The 16652-nt window shown below is 70.2% G+C and carries 14 protein-coding genes; 6 read left to right on the forward strand and 8 right to left on the reverse strand.

Annotated elements, in window-relative coordinates; genetic code table 11:
- Positions 1-105: 105 nt before the first annotated feature.
- The 3 genes from mutS to B4589_RS13330 all read right to left on the reverse strand — a co-directional run bounded on the left by mutS (position 106) and on the right by B4589_RS13330 (position 5438).
- Entirely contained in the window at positions 106-2793 is a 2688-nt protein-coding gene (mutS, locus tag B4589_RS13320) for a DNA mismatch repair protein MutS (protein ID WP_079234721.1), read from the reverse strand.
- A 579-nt stretch (positions 2794-3372) separates the two neighbouring features.
- The gene (locus B4589_RS13325; protein WP_079234722.1) at positions 3373-4041 is read right to left on the reverse strand and encodes a DsbA family protein; all 669 of its coding nucleotides are present in this window, start codon (positions 4039-4041) and stop codon (positions 3373-3375) included.
- Between the two features lie 50 nt (positions 4042-4091).
- Entirely contained in the window at positions 4092-5438 is a 1347-nt protein-coding gene (locus tag B4589_RS13330) for a GTPase (protein ID WP_079234723.1), read from the reverse strand.
- 80 nt (positions 5439-5518) lie between these two features.
- On the opposite strand from B4589_RS13330, the gene B4589_RS13335 reads away from it, so the two are divergent.
- The gene (locus tag B4589_RS13335) at positions 5519-6982 is read left to right on the forward strand and encodes an amidohydrolase family protein (RefSeq protein ID WP_079234724.1); all 1464 of its coding nucleotides are present in this window, start codon (positions 5519-5521) and stop codon (positions 6980-6982) included.
- An 18-nt stretch (positions 6983-7000) separates the two neighbouring features.
- Here the strand turns inward: B4589_RS13335 and nikR are convergent, their stop codons facing one another.
- Entirely contained in the window at positions 7001-7513 is a 513-nt protein-coding gene (nikR, locus tag B4589_RS13340; protein ID WP_079234725.1) for a nickel-responsive transcriptional regulator NikR, read from the reverse strand.
- Between the two features lie 90 nt (positions 7514-7603).
- On the opposite strand from nikR, the gene B4589_RS13345 reads away from it, so the two are divergent.
- Together B4589_RS13345 and B4589_RS13350 are read left to right on the forward strand one after the other, a co-directional pair.
- On the forward strand, positions 7604-7909 hold the full coding sequence (locus B4589_RS13345; protein ID WP_079234726.1) for a putative quinol monooxygenase: 306 nt from the start codon (positions 7604-7606) through the stop codon (positions 7907-7909).
- Positions 7910-7957: 48 nt separating this feature from the next.
- Entirely contained in the window at positions 7958-8755 is a 798-nt protein-coding gene (locus B4589_RS13350; protein ID WP_079234727.1) for a class I SAM-dependent methyltransferase, read from the forward strand.
- Between the two features lie 23 nt (positions 8756-8778).
- Here the strand turns inward: B4589_RS13350 and ppsA are convergent, their stop codons facing one another.
- From ppsA to B4589_RS13365, 3 genes are all read right to left on the reverse strand, one after another.
- On the reverse strand, positions 8779-11043 hold the full coding sequence (gene ppsA, locus B4589_RS13355) for a pyruvate, water dikinase (RefSeq protein WP_079234728.1): 2265 nt from the start codon (positions 11041-11043) through the stop codon (positions 8779-8781).
- Positions 11044-11118: 75 nt separating this feature from the next.
- The gene (locus B4589_RS13360) at positions 11119-12219 is read right to left on the reverse strand and encodes an aldo/keto reductase (protein WP_079234729.1); all 1101 of its coding nucleotides are present in this window, start codon (positions 12217-12219) and stop codon (positions 11119-11121) included.
- A gap of 91 nt (positions 12220-12310) precedes the next feature.
- Positions 12311-13456, reverse strand: a complete 1146-nt coding sequence (locus B4589_RS13365; protein ID WP_079234730.1) for a bifunctional oligoribonuclease/PAP phosphatase NrnA — start codon at positions 13454-13456, stop codon at positions 12311-12313.
- A gap of 86 nt (positions 13457-13542) precedes the next feature.
- Between B4589_RS13365 and B4589_RS13370 the strand changes: the two genes are divergently transcribed.
- The 3 genes from B4589_RS13370 to B4589_RS13380 are packed head-to-tail and all read left to right on the forward strand — an operon-like array spanning position 13543 to position 16000.
- Entirely contained in the window at positions 13543-14172 is a 630-nt protein-coding gene (locus tag B4589_RS13370; protein WP_079234731.1) for a protein-L-isoaspartate(D-aspartate) O-methyltransferase, read from the forward strand.
- Positions 14173-14213: 41 nt separating this feature from the next.
- A complete protein-coding gene (locus B4589_RS13375; RefSeq protein WP_079234732.1) occupies positions 14214-15143 on the forward strand; it encodes a bifunctional 2-polyprenyl-6-hydroxyphenol methylase/3-demethylubiquinol 3-O-methyltransferase UbiG in 930 nt (309 codons plus the stop codon).
- Between the two features lie 56 nt (positions 15144-15199).
- A complete protein-coding gene (locus B4589_RS13380; RefSeq protein WP_079234733.1) occupies positions 15200-16000 on the forward strand; it encodes a protein-L-isoaspartate O-methyltransferase in 801 nt (266 codons plus the stop codon).
- Between the two features lie 118 nt (positions 16001-16118).
- On the opposite strand, the gene B4589_RS13385 is transcribed toward B4589_RS13380, so the two are convergent.
- Positions 16119-16601, reverse strand: a complete 483-nt coding sequence (locus B4589_RS13385) for an Ig-like domain-containing protein (protein ID WP_079235241.1) — start codon at positions 16599-16601, stop codon at positions 16119-16121.
- Positions 16602-16652 lie beyond the last annotated feature (51 nt).

The raw sequence follows: 16652 nt of genomic DNA on the forward strand, positions 1-16652 counted from the left end.
CCGCGTCGACTCGCTGCGCTCGGTGCATGCGCGGACCCACAGGCCGCGTCGCAAAGAACGATGCGCTCGGTTACTCGTCCTCGCCGCCTCCGTGTGCCGGCGAGATCAGTCCTCCAGCCGTGACTGCCACTCCTCGACGCGCTGCATCAGTTCGACCGGCGATATCTCGGCGACGTCCGTCTCGTCGAGTTCGTCGAGCACGTCGACCGCCTCCTCGTCGACGGTCGAGCCCGCACCGTCGCCGACCGCTTCTGCAGTCGTGTCGGCGTCGACGGACTCCCGGGTCGAGCCCTCCGCGCCGCCCCCAAAGCTGCCCGAACTCAGGTCGAAAACGGCCTGTTCCGTGTCGCCACCCCCGCCCGAGCCGCGAGCCTCGATGGCTTTCTCCTCGCGCAGGCGGTCGAGCACGTCGCCCGCACGGTCGACCACGGGACCGGGCACGCCCGCGAGATCCGCGACGTGGATCCCGTAGGAGCGGTCTGTCGGGCCGTCGCGGACGGTCCGGAGGAACGTCACGTCGTTCTCCTCGCCCGGTTCGCCGTCGACGGCGACGTGGACGTTCGCGACGCCGTCGAGGTGGTCAGCGAGCGTCGTGAGTTCGTGGTAGTGTGTCGCAAACAGCGTCTTCGCGCGGACCTCGTTGTGGAGGTACTCCGTGGCGGCCCACGCGATCGAGATCCCGTCGTACGTCGCGGTTCCCCGCCCGACCTCGTCCAAAATGACGAGGGAGTCCTCCGTCGCCGAATGGAGGATGTTCGAGAGCTCCTGCATCTCCACCATGAACGTCGAGCGCCCCTGGGCGAGTTCGTCCAGCGCGCCGACGCGGGTGTAGATGCCGTCGACGAGGCCGACCTCGGCCGCGCGGGCGGGGACGAAGCTCCCGGCCTGGGCGAGCAGGGTGATCAGCGCGGCCTGGCGCATGTACGTCGACTTCCCGCTCATGTTCGGCCCCGTGACGATCAGGAACCGCCGATCGCGGTCGAGGTGGAGGTCGTTGGGGACGAACTCGGTCGTGGTCTCGACGACGGGGTGGCGGCCGGCCTCGACGTGCAGCGCGTCGCCGTCGGTGAGTTCCGGCCGCGTCCAGTCGTTGCGCGCGGCGTGGTCCGCGAGCGAGGCCAGCGCGTCGACCTCGGCGACCGCACGGCCCGCGTCCTGCAGGAGTTCGGCGTGGTCGGCGACGTGCTCGCGGAGCTCCTCGAACAGCTCGTATTCGAGGTCGCCGCGGGCCTCCTCGACGCGCATGATCTCCCGCTCCTTCTCCTCGAGTTCGTCGGTGACGAACCGCTTCGAGTTCTTGAGCGTCTTCACCTCGCGGTAGTGTTCGGGCACCTGGTCGGCGACGCTCTTGCCGACCTGGATGTAGTAGCCGTCGGTCTTGTTCCGGTCGACGGTGACGTGTGAGAGCCCGTGTTCGCGCTTCTCGCGGTCGGCGAGCGTGTCGAGGAACTGCTCCAGTTCCTCGTGGCGCTCGATCAGTTCGTCGAGTTCCTCGTCGTACCCCTCGCGGAAGATGCCGCCCTGGGTGACGGTCTTGGGTGGGTCCTGCCGGAGCGCCGCGTCGAGTTCGTCCCGGAGGTCGGCGGCAGTGTCGCGATCCGGCTTCGCGAGCACGTCCGGCAGCGGCGAGGTCGCGAGCGGCGTGCCGTCGATCGCCTCTTCGAGCGCGGGCAGCACCGCGAGCGTGTTCTTGACCGCGAGTAGGTCGCCCGCGTCCGCGGAGCCGGAGGCGGCCCGCGACGCGAGGCGTTCGAGGTCGTAGGCGTCGTCGAGGCAGTCCCGCAGGGCCTCGCGGGCGAGCGCCGCGCTCGCGAGCGACTCGACGGCGTCGTGGCGGCGTGCGAGCAGTTCCTGATCGCGGCGGGGACGCGTGATCCACTCCCGGAGCAGCCGACGCCCGGGCGAGGAGACCGTGGCGTCGATCGTGTCGAACAGCGACCCCTCGCTGCCGCCCTGCATCGTCTCGACCAGTTCGAGGTTGCGCTGCGTGGTCGCGTCGAGGTCGAGGTGGTCGTCCGGACGATAGTGCTGGAGCCGGCTCATCGCCGCCGAGACGCCGAGGCCGGTGTCCTCGACGTACGCGAGGATCGCACCCGCAGCCTGGACGGCGGGGGAGTCCTCGTCGAGGCCGATGCTCTCGAGCGTGGACTCGCCGAACCGCTCGCGGACGCGGTGGCGCGCGCGTCCGGGCCCGAACTCGTCGCTCGGGCGGAGCGTGTGCGTGGCGTCGAGACGTTCCTGCAGGCGCGAGAGCAGCGCGTCGTCGTTGCGCACGTCGGGGCCGGGCAGGAGTTCGCTGGGGGCGAAGCGGTAGAGTTCGGCGCTCGCGGCGTCGGCGCCGTCGACGGCCGTGACGAGGAAGCGGCCGGTGGTGATGTCGGCGAACGCGAGCCCGTACCCGCTCTCGCCGTTCCCGGTGGAGTCTTCCACAACTGCGGCGAGATACTGCGCGTCGTCGTCGGTCGTCTCGACGAGCGTTCCCGGGGAGGCGAGCCGGGTGATCTCGCGGTACTTCGAGCCGTCGTCGGCGTCGAACTGATCGGCGACGGCCACGCGGTAGCCGCGTTCGACCAGCGCGGTCAGGTAGGGGGTGAGCTCCGAGAGCGGGACGCCCGCCATCGGGTAGGAGGAGCCGTGGGAGGACTTCTGGGAGATCGTGAGGTCGAGCTCGTCGGCGACGGTCTCGGCGTCGTCGGCGAACAGCTCGTAGAAGTCGCCACACTGCATCATCAGCAGATCCGCGTCGGTCTCGGACTTCAGAGAGAGGAACTCTTCGACGATTCCCTGCGACATAGCACGCTCTCGGCGTGTCGTCGGCTAAAGCCCTGCGGGTCGCCGGCGAGCGCCGCGGCTCGCGTTTGCCGTGACTCGCGGCTCGCGTTTGCCGTGACTCGCGGCTCACGGGACACTTCGTTCCCCGCTCGCTAATCGAGACGGTTTACCGCTCCCTCTGGTCGCGTTTGCCGTGACTCGCGGCTCACGGGACACTTCGTTCCCCGCTCGCTAATCGAGACGGTTTACCGCTCCCTCTGGTCGCGTTTGCCGTGACCCGCGGCTCGCGGGTCGTTCCACTCCCCGCTCGCTAATCGAGACGGTTTACCGCTCCCTCCGGTCGCGTTTGCCGTGACCCGCGGCTCGCGGGTCGTTCCACTCCCCGCTCGCAATCGAGACGGTTTACCGCTCCCTCCGGTCGCGTTTGCCCGTCTCGCGATAAACGATGCCGCCGTGGGTGACCGGCCACGTCTGGCCGACCGCACGGCGATGCGCGCATCGCCGCGGTGTCGTCCCGGTAAGGCCCCTACCCCGAACCGGGGCGACATCGCGACATCGGATCGAACGGAGTCGAGGTATAAGTGCTTCGTGGGATTCGTGTCAGTTCTCTCCCTCGATCAGGCGTTCCAGCTGCTCGGGCGGCACCGCGCCGCGGGCGGCGTGGCCGTCCGCCGCGAACGTCGGGACGCCCGTGACGCCGCGGTCGCGAGCTTCCTGGAACTGCTCCGCCAAACGGTCGGCCCACGACTCGTCCGTCGCGGCCTCGCGGACTTCCTCGGCGTCGAGGTCAGCTTCCTCCGCTACGTCGGCGATCACGTCGAGGTCGCCGATGTCGCGGTGGTCGTCCCAGTACGCCACGAACAGCGCGTCGTCGAACGCCGCGAACTGCTCGGGGTGTTCTTCGCGGACGTAGAACGCGGCCTGCTGGGCGTTCCAGGAGTCGGTGTCGGGCACCGCGTCGATGTCGAGTTCGACGTCGTACTTCTCGCCCAGCCGCTCGACGTTCTCCCGGACCTGCTCGAAGTAGGAGTCGTCCTTCCCGTCGTCGACGTCCGCCCGGATCTCGCGGTTCTCGTCGCGCTTGTGGCCCCGGAGGTCGAAGGGGTGCCACGCCACGTCGAGCGGTGCGTCCCGCTGCTCCCGGTACCGTTCCAGCGACTCGCGACCCAGATAGCAGAACGGACAGACGTAGTCGCTGAACACTACCACCTCGTCGGCCTCGGCGTCGAACACGTCCGCCGTGTCGACGACGCCGTCGGATTCGGACATAGCGGTTCCAGAGGCTGAACCGGGAAAAGCTCCGGGGTAGCGGTGTGGCGCTACGTCGACAGCCCGAGCGCGTCGGCGTGGTCGTCGAGCAGGCCGGCGACGCTCCACCCCGTCGGCTCGACCCGGTAGCGCACTCGGACCACCGGCACGTCGACGTCCACGACGCGGCCGAGGTCGTGGGGCGTCCCCGCGAGCACGAGGTCCGGGTCGGCGTTCTCGATGGTCGCTTCGAGGTCGGCCACCTGCCGGTCGCTGTACCCCATCGCGGGCAGCACTCGGTCGAGGTGGGGGTACTCCGTCAGCGTGTCGGCGACCGCCCCGACCGCGTGTGGTTCGGGGTCGATCCGATCGGCGGCGCCGAACTGCTCCGCCGCGACCGTGCCGGCACCCGTGCTCGCGTCGCCGTGGGTGAGTGTCGGCCCGTCCTCGACGACCAGTACCTCGGCGCCCGCGACGGCGTCGGGATCCTCGACGCTCACCACCGAGTCGGCGTGCAGAACCTGTGCATCGGGGTTCACTTCCTCGACGTTCTCGACGACCTGCTCGATATCGGCCTCGTCGGCGCTGTTCTCCTTGTTCACGAGCGCGTAGTCGGCCAGTCGGAGGTTCGCCTCGCCGGGGTGGTAGCGCGTCTCGGCGCCGGCCCGGAGCGGATCACAGAGCACGACATGGAGATCCGGGTCGACGAACGGGAGTTCGTTGTTGCCGCCGTCCCAGAGCAGCACGTCGGCCTCGGCGGCGGCCTGCTCGATCACGTCAGCGTAGTCCACGCCGGCGTAGACGACGTGGCTCCGCTCGATCTGCTGTTCGTACTCCTCGCGTTCCTCGATCGTCACGCCCGCCCCGTCGAGGTCGGCCATCGTCTCGAAGCGTCGAACGCGTCCCTCGACGAGATCGCCGTACGGCATCGGTTCGCGAACGACGACCGGCTCGACACCACGGGACTGAAGTTCGTCGGCCAGTGCGCGGCTGACCTGTGACTTCCCGCAGCCAGTCCGGACGGCGTCGACGGCGATCACTGGGACAGGGGCGTCGAGCATCGCGGTCTCCGGCCCCCTGATCTCGAAGTCCGCACCGGCGGAGATCGCCCGTGAGCCGGCGTGCATCACCGTCTCGTGGCGCACGTCGGAGTAGGAGAACACGACGGTGTCGACGTCCTTCTCGCGAACGAGATCCTCCAGTTCGGACTCCGGGTAGATCGGAATCCCCTCGGGGTATCCCTCGCCCGCGAGTTCGGGCGGGTAGCGCTCGTGGCTGCCCGCGGCCGTCTCGCCGAGGTTCTGCCCCGGCGCCGCAGTGAACGCGACCACGCGGGCGTCGTCGCGGCCACGATAGGCGGTGTTGAAGTCGTGGAAATCCCGTCCCGCCGCACCCATGATGAGCACGCGCTCGGTCATTCGCCCCGAGGTTGGTGGAGCAGGCCGAAAAGCGTACTCGCCGCCGAAGCTTGAAGCGGTCCCCCGCCGAGCGCCGGGATATGGACACGCTCGTCACGAACGCGACGCTGCTCACGATGCGGGGAGAGCGACTCGGTATCGTCGACGGAGACTCGCCGGCACAGGGAGCCGGCGAGGGCGGCGGGGCCCTCGCGGTCGACGACGGCCGGATCGAGTACGTCGGCCCGGAGAGCGAGGCTCCGGACCCGAGCGACGCCGACGAGCTCGTCGACGCGGCGGGTGGTGTCGTGATGCCGGGGCTCGTGAACGCTCACACCCACATGGCCCATACGCTGCTCCGCGGTGGCGCACAGGACGTGCCCGAGATCGAGTGGATGAACCGCGCACTCGGGCCGCTGTCGGCCCACGCCGACGTGGGAGACCGCGTCGCGGGCACACGACTGGGCGTGCTGGAAGCCGTCCGGGGCGGCGCGACGACGATCTGTGAGTACGCGGGCGAGGTCGGGGCGCTCGTCGAGGCGGTGTACCAGCCCCTCGGCGTCGACGTGGTCGCCGTCGAGACGATCAACGAGGTGCCCGACGAGCGCGACGATCTGGGTCCGAGGGAGCTCTACCCGTTCGACCGCGATCAGGGCGAGCGCGCGCTCTCCCGCGCGGACCGACTGTTCGAGCAGTTCGGGGACGACCCGCTCGTGACCCCCGCGTACGGCCCGCAGGCGCTGGACATGGTGTCGCCGGAGCTGCTCCGGACGGTCCAGCAACACGCCCGCGAACGCGGCGCGAAGCTCCACCTCCACACTGCACAGGGCGAGCGAGAGGCGATTCAGATCGAGGAACGCTACGGGGAGGACGAATCGACCGTCTCGGTGCTCGACGATCTCGGGATCGTCGACGACTCGCTGGTGGCGGTCCACTGCCACGGCGCGACGCCCGAGGAACGCCGGCAGCTCGCCGACGGCGGGGCGGCGATGCTCGGCTGCCCCTCTTCGATCGCGGGGATCGACGGGGTCGTCCCGCCCGTGGCGGAGTTCCGGGAGTACGGCGCACCGGTCGGGATCGGTACGGATCAGGCGCCCGGGCCGGGCCACCACTCGATGTTCCGCGAGGCCCGCACGGCGGCGACGCTCTCGAAAGTCGAGCACACCGACCCCACCGCGCTCACGGCGCCGGCGGCGCTGCGGCTGGCGACGGTGGGTGGTGCGGCGGCGCTGGGGATCGACGACGAGGTGGGAACGCTGGAAGCAGGGACGCGCGCGGACTTCATCGTCGTCGACACGGACCGACTCTCCACCGCGCCGGCGGTCGAGTCACCGCTGCACACGGCGGTGCCGAACCTCGTCTACTCGACGACGGGTCGGGAGGTCCGGGACGTGTTCGTCGCCGGCGAGTCGATCCTGCGGGACGGCGCGTTCGTCGACGCCGATCCCGAGGCCGTCGTCGCGGAAGCGACCGACCGAGCGCGGGCGCTGTACGACCGTGCGAGCGAGGACTGGCGCGCCGCGGGGTCGGAACTGGTGGAGGCTGTGGACGACGGCTGGCTCTGAGCTGGGCGACCGGGGCGTTCAGTGGTCGTGGCCGCCGTCGCTCTCGGCGTCGCCGCTCGCGGCCTCTGTGTCCTCACTCTCGCCCTCGCTCTGGCCCGAGAGCGGTCCGAGTCCCGACGCCGGGTCGAAGCCGTCGACGGGCGTGACCGAGTAGTCGACGGTGAGCGTGTCGCGGGTCGCGCGGATCTTGCCGACGAACGTCGAGACTTCCTCGAGGGTCCCCTCCAGCACGAACAGCTCCATGCAGTGGTGTTCGCCGACGTGGGAGTGGAAGTTCGACGCGACCAGCCCCTCGTGTTCGTGGCGCAACTGCATCATGCGCTCCTCGACGCTGGTGGTCTCGTACTCGAAGAGGACGGTGACGACGGCCATGAGGTCGCGGTCCTCCAGCCGGCGGTCCTCGAACTCGCCCAGCAGGTTCCGGGCGGCCTCGCGGATCACCTCGCTGCGGCCGGTGTACCCGTGCTCCTCGGAGAAGCTGTCGATGCGCTCGAGCAGTTCCTCGGGCATCGAGACGCTGACGACGGTCATGTAGTAACCAAGAGGCCGTTCGTTAATAATCCTTAGTAAACGAGCCCCCCGTCCCAAACGTGTAAATCGAGTGACCCCGAAGGATGGCCGATGCTCGTCGTTCACGCCACGTTCCCGATCGACCCTGACAAGCGCGAGGAAGCGCTCGACCGCGCCGCCGACCTCGTCGAGGCCACCCGCGAGGAGCCCGGCGCGATCGAGTACGACGCCGCGACCGACCTGCAGGAGCCGACCCTGCTGCGGTTCACCGAGGTGTACGAGGACGCGGACGCCTTCGCCGCCCACGTCGAGAGCGACCACTTCGGGGCGTTCGAGGCGGCGCTCCCCGACCTGCTCGCCGGCGAACCCGAGGTGATGCGGTACGAAGTCAGCGACGCGACCGAACTGGACGTCTGAGGCGGGCCGACACGTCAGGAATATCGCCGTGGCGCCGCAAGCGGCCTCATGACCGAACAGCGCCACGGGCCGCGGACGGGGGTCAGGCAGGTCTGGTCGACCGGACGGTACCCCTCGCTCGCGCCGAACCTGCTCCCGGCCGTCGCGCGGCTTGTCAACGCCGCGAACGTCACGACCGGCGACCGAACCCTCGACGTGGGCTGCGGAACCGGGAACGCCTCCATCGCCGCCGCGCGGGCCGGCGGCGACGTGATCGGGCTCGACGTCACGCGGTCGATGCTCGAGGAGGCACGGGAGAACGCCGCCGTCGCCGGACTTGACGGTATCGAGTGGCTCGAGGGCGACGCCGAGAGCCTCCCCTTCCGGGACGGCAGCCACGCCGTGACGCTGTCGAACTTCGGCCACGTGTTCGCGCCCGACCCCGACCGCGCGACGGCGGAGCTGATCCGCGTGACGGAGTCCGGCGGCTGTGTCGCGTTCACGGCGTGGTCGCCGGACGGCCTCGTCGGCGAACTGACCGACGTGCTGGCGGACCACCTGGGCGAAGGCGCCGGCGGGTCGCGGCGCCACCTCGAATGGGGCGACTCGGCCTACGTCCGGGAGCACGTCCCCGACTCCTGTGACCTCTCCTTCGAGCGACAGGTGCTCCCGTTCCGCTACGCCTCGCCGGAGCATTTCTGGCAGTCCGTATCGGAGGCGGGGCCGCTCTCGCCGGTCGTGTCGACCCTCGACGATCCGGAACTCAGGGCCGACATCCGCCGGGACGCGCTGGACTGTCTGAGCGAGTGGTTCGTCGACAACGCGGTCCGTGTCGAGTACCTGCTCGTTCGCGCGACCGTCGAGTAACCGAAAAAGGACCGTCGGGTGGGTTAGCGCACCGAGTCGAGGATCAGCTGCTGCTCGACGCGCTTGACCTCGTGCTGGACGTCACGCACCGCGTCGATGTTCGCCGAGATGCTGCTGATCCCCTCCTCGACGAGGAAGTTCACCATCTCGGGCTTGGAGCCGGCCTGCCCGCAGATCGACGTGTTCACGTCGTGTTCGCGGCAGGTCTCGATGGTCTCACTGATGAGCTCCAACACTGCAGGATGGAGCTCGTCGAACCGGTCTGCGACGTGCTCGTTGTTGCGGTCGACCGCCAGCGTGTACTGGGTCAGATCGTTCGTGCCGAAGGAGGCGAAGTCGATCCCCTCCTCGGCCATCTCCTCGACACAGAGTGCGCTCGCGGGCGTCTCGATCATCACACCCCAGTTGCGCTTCTCGATGTCGATACCGGCCTCCCGCATCAGCTCCTTCGCCGCGATCACGTCCTCGACGTCGTTGACCAGCGGCAGCATGAGCTCGACGTTGTCGTAGCCCATGTCGTACAGCTTGCGGAACGCCGCGAGCTCGTGCTGGAACACGTCGGGCTTGGAGAGGCTGCGCCGGATTCCCCGCCAGCCGAGCATGGGGTTGTGCTCGTTGGGCTCGTCCTCGCCGCCCTCCATCGAGCGGAACTCGTCGGTCGGCGCGTCGAGCGTGCGCACGCGGACGGGCCGGGGGTAGAACTCCTCGGCGACGCCCTGGATCCCGTCGACCAGCTGGTCTTGGTACGCCTCGCCACCCTCCTCCTCGATGTAGCGCTCGGGGGTCTTCCCCAGCGTGAGCACCATGTGCTCCATCCGGAGCAGCCCCACGCCGTCGGCGCCGGTCGCAGCTGCGCGCTCGGCGGCCTCGGGGATGGAGACGTTGACCTTCACCTCGGTCGCGGTCATGGGCTTGACGGGCGTCTTCGGGCGGACCTCCTCGACGGGCTCGTGGTCCGGTTCGGCCGGCTCGGTCCGGCCCTCGATCACGGTGCCGCGGTCGCCGTCGATGGTGACGACCTGATCGTCGACGAGCTCGCGCGAGCCGCTGCCCGTGCCGACTACCGCGGGCACGCCGAGTTCGCGGGAGACGATCGCCGCGTGGCTGGTCATCCCGCCCTCGTCGGTGACGATCCCCGCCGCGCGCTTCATCGCGGGCACCATGTCCGGCATCGTCATTTCGGTGACGAGGACGTCGCCGTCGCCGACCTTGTCGAGTTCGTCGAGTTCGGTCACGACACGGACCTCGCCCGAGACGACACCCGGCGAGGCGCCGAGCCCCCGCAGGAGCACGTCACCCTCGTCGCCGTTCTCGGTCTCGCGCTCCTCCTCCAGGTCGGCGTCGTCGTCGATCGTGGTGATCGGCCGCGACTGGAGCATGAAGATCTCGCCGTCGACGATCGCCCACTCCACGTCCTGTGGCTCGCCGTAGTGGTCCTCGACGCGCTCGCCGAGTTCGACCAGCTCCTCGATCTCGTCGTCGGAGAGCACGCGCTCGTCCCGGCGATCCGGCGGCACCGACTCCTCGACGGTCTCGCCCGTCTCGGGGTCCTTGATCATCTTGACCTTCTTGTCGGCGACGGTCACGTCCTCGACCGAGTCGCCGTTCCGGTCGTACACGTAGTTGTCCGGGGAGACCGTGCCGGAGACGACCGCCTCGCCCAGCCCCCACGCGGCCTCGATGATCAGGCGGGGCTCGCCCGTCGAGGGGTGGGAGGTGAACATCACGCCGGACTTGTCGGCGTCGACCATCTCCTGGACGACGACCGCGATGTCGACCGCGTCGTGGGGGAAGTCCTTACGCTCGCGGTAGTAGATGGCGCGCTGGGAGAACAGCGACGCCCAACACTCCTTGACGCGTTCGAGCAGGTGCTCCTCCGTGACGTTGAGGAACGTCTCCTGCTGGCCGGCGAAGGAGGCGTCGGGCAGATCCTCCGCGGTCGCCGAGGAGCGGACGGCGACGAACGCCTCGCCGTCGTCGAGGTCGCCGTAGGCGGCGAGGATCTCCTCGCGCACCTCCTCGGGGAACGGCGTGTTCAGGATCAGGTCGTGTGCGGTCTCGGAGGCCTCCTTGAGCGCGGCGGAGTCCTCGGGGTCCACGTCCATCGCCGCGAACAGCTCCTCGTCTATCCCGGCCTCCTCGATGAACGCCCGATACGTCCCCGCCGTGACCACGAACCCCGGCGGTACGGGAAGCCCTGCCCCGGTGAGTTCACCGAGGGAAGCGCCCTTCCCGCCGACTGTCTCCAGGTCCGCGGCGCGAACGTCGTCGAGCCAGAGTACTCCCATCAATTGAGGATGCCGGTCTATTGATAAAGAAGGTTCCGGAGAAACGGGAGGAGCGACGTTCGGTCGCGAACCGCACTACTCGAACACCGCGTCGAACGCTGACGCCCCGAGCGGGTCGAACGTTCCGGCGGCCAGATCCTCCCGGACGTGGCTCGGCCGGCCCATTCCCACCAGCGCGGACGCGACCGCCGGCGCCGAGCGCGCGAAGTTGATCGCCCGCTGGGCCGGGCTGTCGCCAGCCAACTCCGCCGAGATATCCTCGGGCAGCCCCGCGGTCAGTTCGCCGCCCATGAGCGCTGCACTCGCGAACACGGACAGCCCTTCGCGGTGGGCGAACTCGAGCGCGCTGACCGCCTCGCCGCTCTCGGGGTCCTCGTGGTGGGCGCTCGTGAACGCGTCGGCCATATGGACGTTGAACGGCAGTTGGATCGCCGCGAACCCGTGGTCGTCGGCGTCGCCGCCGACCGACTCCGCGGCCGACCGTGCGCAGTCGAGCACGCGCGCAAGCGAGAGGTACTGGTCGTGCTCGGGCGGCACGCGGAACGCCTCCCACGAGGCGACGCCGTAGCGACCGACCCGGCCCGCCGCGACCTCCCGTTCCAGGAGCTCGAAAGCAGTCTCTAGCTGGTCGTACACTGCCTCACGGGATCGTTCCGCCAACTGCGTCTCGGGGTTGTGCACGTAGTAGCAGTCGACCGCCTCGACCCCGAGAGCGTCGAGCGATCGGTCCAGCATCGCGTCGAGGAACTCGGGCGCGATCGTGTGGCTCCCCCGCGAGAGGTCGGCCGGGTCGACCAGCCCGGGCTCGACGAACTGCTCGCGGACGTACGCCGCCGGGTCGGCGGGGCGCTCGCCGTCGAACGGGACGAACCCGCCCTTGGTCGCGAGCATCACCGCGTCGCGGTCGATCTCGGCCGCCTCCAGCGCGTCGCCGACGACGCCCACCGCGCGGCCACAGCGGTAGTCCGGTGCGGTGTCGACGACGTTACAGCCGTTCTCCAGTGCCGTCACGACCGCGTCCCGATGGCGCTCGTCGACGGCACTGGTCGGCTCGCCCTGATAGCTGCCGGCGCCGATCGAGGAGATCACGCCGGGGCCGAACCGTCGGAAGAAGGTGCGCCCGTACCGATCGCCGAAGCGGTCGCGGTAGCGCCACGTCGCGTCGCGGGTCGCCATTGTCGGAGCGAGGGCGCGGGCCGGGATATGACTGCCGGACGAGGGGCCGCATGCGGGGTCGACGCCGGCCCATCGCACCGTCAACCGCCCGCTACACGTCGCCTTCGAGGCTGTCGAAGATCCGCTCGACTAGCGCCTCGCGGGAGTCCTCCTCGGTAGCGGGGATCCGACCGCCGCCCATCCGAGCGTGGCCGCCAGCGCTGGCTTCCCCGATCCCCTCGACGGCGTTCTCCAGCGCGCGACCCATGTGGACGCGGTCGTCGCGGGATCGCCCCGAGAGGTGGACCGCGTCGTCGCGTTCGCCGACGACGACGACCGCGGTGATCCCCTCGAGCGTGATGAGTTCGTCCGCGGCCTGTGGGATGGCGTCGGCGTTGGAGAGCGTCCCCACGTCGCTGACCGCGAAGGAGCCCTCGACCTGTCGCCCGGCGATGGCCCGGGCCTTCACGTCGAGCGTCTCGCCGCTGACTTGCGGGTTCGCGATCCGGTCGAGCGAGTCCTCGTCGACGCCGGGCGCGAGCGAGGCGGCGGCGCTGAAGTCCTCGGCCGCCGCACCCGTGGTGAGGTGACGAGTGTCCGCGAGGATGCCGTACAGCAGGCCGGTACACTCCCGCGATGGGAGCGTGAACCGCGCGTCGACCTCGCTCTCGTGAACGTCCGGCGGGACGGGCTTGCCGCCCACGTCGCCGAAGTACTCCGCGACGATGCTGGCGCTGGCGCCGTAGTCGGTCCGTACGTCGGTGAACTCCTCGCCGGTCCCCTCTCCGGGGTGGTGGTCGACGACCGCGAACGGAAGGACGCCGTCGGCACCCTCGAACCCGCGGGGCTGGTTGTGGTCGACCAGCACTACCGATTCGGCGGCGAGCTCGGAGACGTGCTTGATCCCCTCGATGTCGAGGTCGAGCACGTTCCTGAACGCGCGGTTCTCCTGGTGTCGGATCTGCCCGGAGAACTGGATCGTCGGTTCACACGCCACCTGCTCGGCGAGGCGAGCGATGCCGATCGCGGCCGCCATCGCGTCAGGGTCGGGGTCGGGATGCATCAGCACCGCGACCCGATCACGGTCCGCGAGCGCCTCCTTGAACCGGACGCCCATCGGGCGGCGGTAGCGCAGCAGCGCCAGAACGGCGACGACCGCCAGCACGGCCAGCGCCGCCGCGGCGGCGACCAGCTCGGGGTTCGCCCGGGCGAACTGCTCGCCCCTCGAGAGCGCCTCCGCGTAGCCGGCGGTCTGCATGGGTGGGTCTCTCCGGCCGGGAACGGAAGTAGTTTCGGCAAGACCCCGCCGAACGTCCTTTATCCGTGCCGCTCGAAAACCAAGGTATGGAGTTCGATCGACGCCGTGAGCGGCTCGTCGAGCAGCTCCGGGACCGCGGGGTCGTCGAGGACGACGCGACCGCCGAGGCGCTGCAGGCAGTGCCGCGCCACGAGTTCGTCCCCGAGGAGCGACGAGGGGACGCCTACCGCGACCAACCGCTCCCGATCGGCGAGGGGCAGACCGTCTCCGCGCCACACATGGTGGCGGTGATGATCGAACGCCTCGGACTCGAGCACGGGGACCGAGTGCTGGAGATCGGTACGGGGTGTGGCTACCACGCCGCGGTCACCGCCGAAGTCGTCGGCGAGGGGAACGTGTTTTCGGTGGAGTACGTCCCCGAGCTGGCCGACCGCGCCCGGGAGACGCTCGACCGACTGGGGTACGACATCTCGATCAGGACCGGCGACGGCCACGAGGGCTGGCCCGAACACGCCCCCTACGACGCGGCCTACCTGACCTGTGCGGCTGAGCAGGTGCCGTCGGCCGTCGTCGAGCAGGTGCGACCCGGGGGACGCGTGCTCGCCCCGATCGGCGGCGCGCGCCAGCAGCTCCTGCGGTTGACGGTCCGTGAGGCCGGTCGAACCGAACGCGAGACGTTCGGCGGCGTTCGGTTCGTCCGGATGCAAGGCGGGTAGGATCCAAACTGCTTTCACGCGAATTCCCCATCTGGATGACGATGCCGACCGCAGGAGACGCAGATCTCGACATGCCGGCGCTCGCACTGCTGTGGGCAGCTCGGGAGACGGGACTGCTCGCAGCACTTGTCGACGAACCGGGCGGCGTGAGGGAGGCCGCCGACTCGGCAGGGATCACCGAGCGTTCGGCCCGGATCGTCGTCGACGCGCTGGTCGACCTCGATTTCCTCCGCCGTGTGGACGACGGCATCGAGCCCGCCAACCGCGCGCTGGGGCTGCTCGCGACCCGGGACCTGCGTTCGGTCGGGGCGGTCCCGGCCACGCTGGATCGCTTCGACGCCTACGCCGAACTCCCGCGGACGATGGAGAGCGGCGTCCCGCCCGTCGATCCCGACGAGCGCGTCCGCCATCGCCTCGGCGCCGCCGAGGCGGTCGACGATGCGAGCGTCGAGACGACCGTCGACGCCGCGCTCGCCGCGAACCCCGACGCGGAGCGAGCGCTCGTGATCGCCGACGGCCCCGGCCGACACGCCCGCGCCCTCGCCGAACGGGGGCTCGACGTGACGCTGCTCGACGGGCCGACCGTGATCGAGGCCGTCGAACCGCTGCTCGATCCGACGCCCGTCGAACCCCGAGCAGGAAGCCTCGCCGACGTGGGGATGACGTTCGATCTCGTGCTCACGGTCGACAGCGCGTGGCGCCAGCCGGCCGAAGAGAACCGCTTCACCGTGCTGGCGGCCGCGAACGTGCTCGCCCCTGGCGGCGCCATCGTGCTCGCCGAACCGCTCCGGGACCGGTCCGCGGCCGCGGTCGAGGTGGCGGCGGCGGCGCTCGCGACCGGGAGCGGCGAACCCTACCCGGAGTCGACCGTTCGGGAGTGGTTCGCCGACGCCGGCCTCGCGAGGATCGAGGCGAGCGACGTGCCCGAGACACCGTATCAGGCGGTCGTCGGCCGACGGCGGGGCGACTGACCGGACCTCCCCGCACCACCGCCGAGTTCAAATAGCCGCATCCCGATTTCGCGAATATGGACCCCGCGGTGCTCCGGGACGACATGGTCGACGGGCTGGAACACGCCCTCGGCCGGCCGCTCCCGGAGGGAATCGGGCTCGCGATGCGGACGGTGCCGCGCCGCGAGTTCGTCGAGGACGCACCATACGATAACCGACCGTCGACGGTCGACGGCGCCGTCACGCTCGCGCCCGGCACGGTCGCACGGCTGCTGACCGCACTCGACCCCCGGGAGGGCGACGAGGCGCTCGTCGTCGGCGCCGGCGCCGGCTACACGGCCGCCGTACTGGCGGAGCTGCTCGACGGTCGCCGCGTCCACGCGCTCGACATCGCCCGCCCGCAGGTGTACCGCGCCCGTTCGAACCTCGAAGCGGCCGGCTACGGCGAGGTGCTCGTGGACTGTCGGGAGGGGTCGTCCGGCCTCCCGGAGTACGCCCCCTACGACCGAATCCTGATCGAGGCGGGCGTCGTCGAACCCCCCCGGCCCCTGCTGGAGCAGTTGGCCGAAGACGGACGGCTGGTGTTCCCGAAGGGGAACGGCGACCAGACGCTCGTCGCCGTCACGCGTGACCCCGACGCACCGGACGGCTACCGACGCGTCGACGAGCGTGGCCCGGTCCAGTTCGCGCCGCTGCTCGTCGACGGCGAACAGCCCGGCGTCACCCGTAACCGAACCCAGCGCGAGGACCGCGAGCGCGCCGAGCGTGGCCCCTCTCCCGGCTGGGAGCACGAGTGGCTCGACTGGGGCGAGCGGCTCTCTGGACGCGAGCGACGGTCGGGCGCGCCCGATTACGGCGACTACGGCGACCGGCGGTAGGGCGACGCGCGTATCACCTCCCGCGCCGTGACGCCGGCGAGCGCCGGCCTGACGAGTGGATACTGCTGGAGTGGTCGTCGTGCCGACGGCGAGTCGGTGTCCCGCCGCTCCGAACGGCTCATTCGCCGATCACCAGGACGTGACTGTTCTCGCGTCGGTCGACGTACGACCCCCCAGCCGGCGGCTTCACGTCGAGCGTGAGCGTCCCCTCGGCCTGGTTCGCGGTGAGTGACGGGTCGATCGAGACGGTCGCGTTGCCGTTCGCCCCGGTTTTCGCGGTGGCGACGCCGTCGAGGGTGGCGGTCCCCCCGTCGACGATCACCGTTGCGCCCGAGACGGCGTTCCCGTCGGCGTCGACGACCCGCAGCGTCAGTTCCTGCGGCCCGGTCTCCACGACTTCGGGCGTCGGGCGAACGTCGACCTCCGACGCCGCCAGCCCCCCGACGCCGTTGACGAGGTTCAGCATCACGCTCAGACACGCGGCACCGACGACGAGCGAGACGACGAGACGAACGGGGAGCCCCTCGATCGCCCGTTCGTCCTCCCGCAGCTCGGCGACACCGTCGGCGATCCTCTCACGAACTCGGCTCGGATCGAGCATGGGCACGGTGGTCCCGTCATCCCACTTGAAGGAGCGGACGAACACTCAAGG

This window comes from Halolamina sp. CBA1230 (genome assembly GCF_002025255.2).
In the GTDB taxonomy this organism is placed as follows: domain Archaea; phylum Halobacteriota; class Halobacteria; order Halobacteriales; family Haloferacaceae; genus Halolamina.

Bases quoted from the DNA above. Each gene is read 5' to 3' on its own strand.
- mutS (WP_079234721.1), bottom strand. From the start codon at position 2,793: ATGTCGCAGGGAATCGTCGAAGAGTTCCTCTCTCTGAAGTCCGAGACC.
- B4589_RS13345 (WP_079234726.1), top strand. From the start codon at position 7,604: ATGCTCGTCGTTCACGCCACGTTCCCGATCGACCCTGACAAGCGCGAG.
- B4589_RS13365 (WP_079234730.1), bottom strand. From the start codon at position 13,456: ATGCAGACCGCCGGCTACGCGGAGGCGCTCTCGAGGGGCGAGCAGTTC.
- B4589_RS13350 (WP_079234727.1), top strand. From the start codon at position 7,958: ATGACCGAACAGCGCCACGGGCCGCGGACGGGGGTCAGGCAGGTCTGG.
- B4589_RS13375 (WP_079234732.1), top strand. From the start codon at position 14,214: ATGCCGACCGCAGGAGACGCAGATCTCGACATGCCGGCGCTCGCACTG.
- B4589_RS13380 (WP_079234733.1), top strand. From the start codon at position 15,200: ATGGACCCCGCGGTGCTCCGGGACGACATGGTCGACGGGCTGGAACAC.
- B4589_RS13325 (WP_079234722.1), bottom strand. From the start codon at position 4,041: ATGTCCGAATCCGACGGCGTCGTCGACACGGCGGACGTGTTCGACGCC.
- B4589_RS13360 (WP_079234729.1), bottom strand. From the start codon at position 12,219: ATGGCGACCCGCGACGCGACGTGGCGCTACCGCGACCGCTTCGGCGAT.
- ppsA (WP_079234728.1), bottom strand. From the start codon at position 11,043: ATGGGAGTACTCTGGCTCGACGACGTTCGCGCCGCGGACCTGGAGACA.
- nikR (WP_079234725.1), bottom strand. From the start codon at position 7,513: ATGACCGTCGTCAGCGTCTCGATGCCCGAGGAACTGCTCGAGCGCATC.
- B4589_RS13335 (WP_079234724.1), top strand. From the start codon at position 5,519: ATGGACACGCTCGTCACGAACGCGACGCTGCTCACGATGCGGGGAGAG.
- B4589_RS13370 (WP_079234731.1), top strand. From the start codon at position 13,543: ATGGAGTTCGATCGACGCCGTGAGCGGCTCGTCGAGCAGCTCCGGGAC.
- B4589_RS13330 (WP_079234723.1), bottom strand. From the start codon at position 5,438: ATGACCGAGCGCGTGCTCATCATGGGTGCGGCGGGACGGGATTTCCAC.
- B4589_RS13385 (WP_079235241.1), bottom strand. From the start codon at position 16,601: ATGCTCGATCCGAGCCGAGTTCGTGAGAGGATCGCCGACGGTGTCGCC.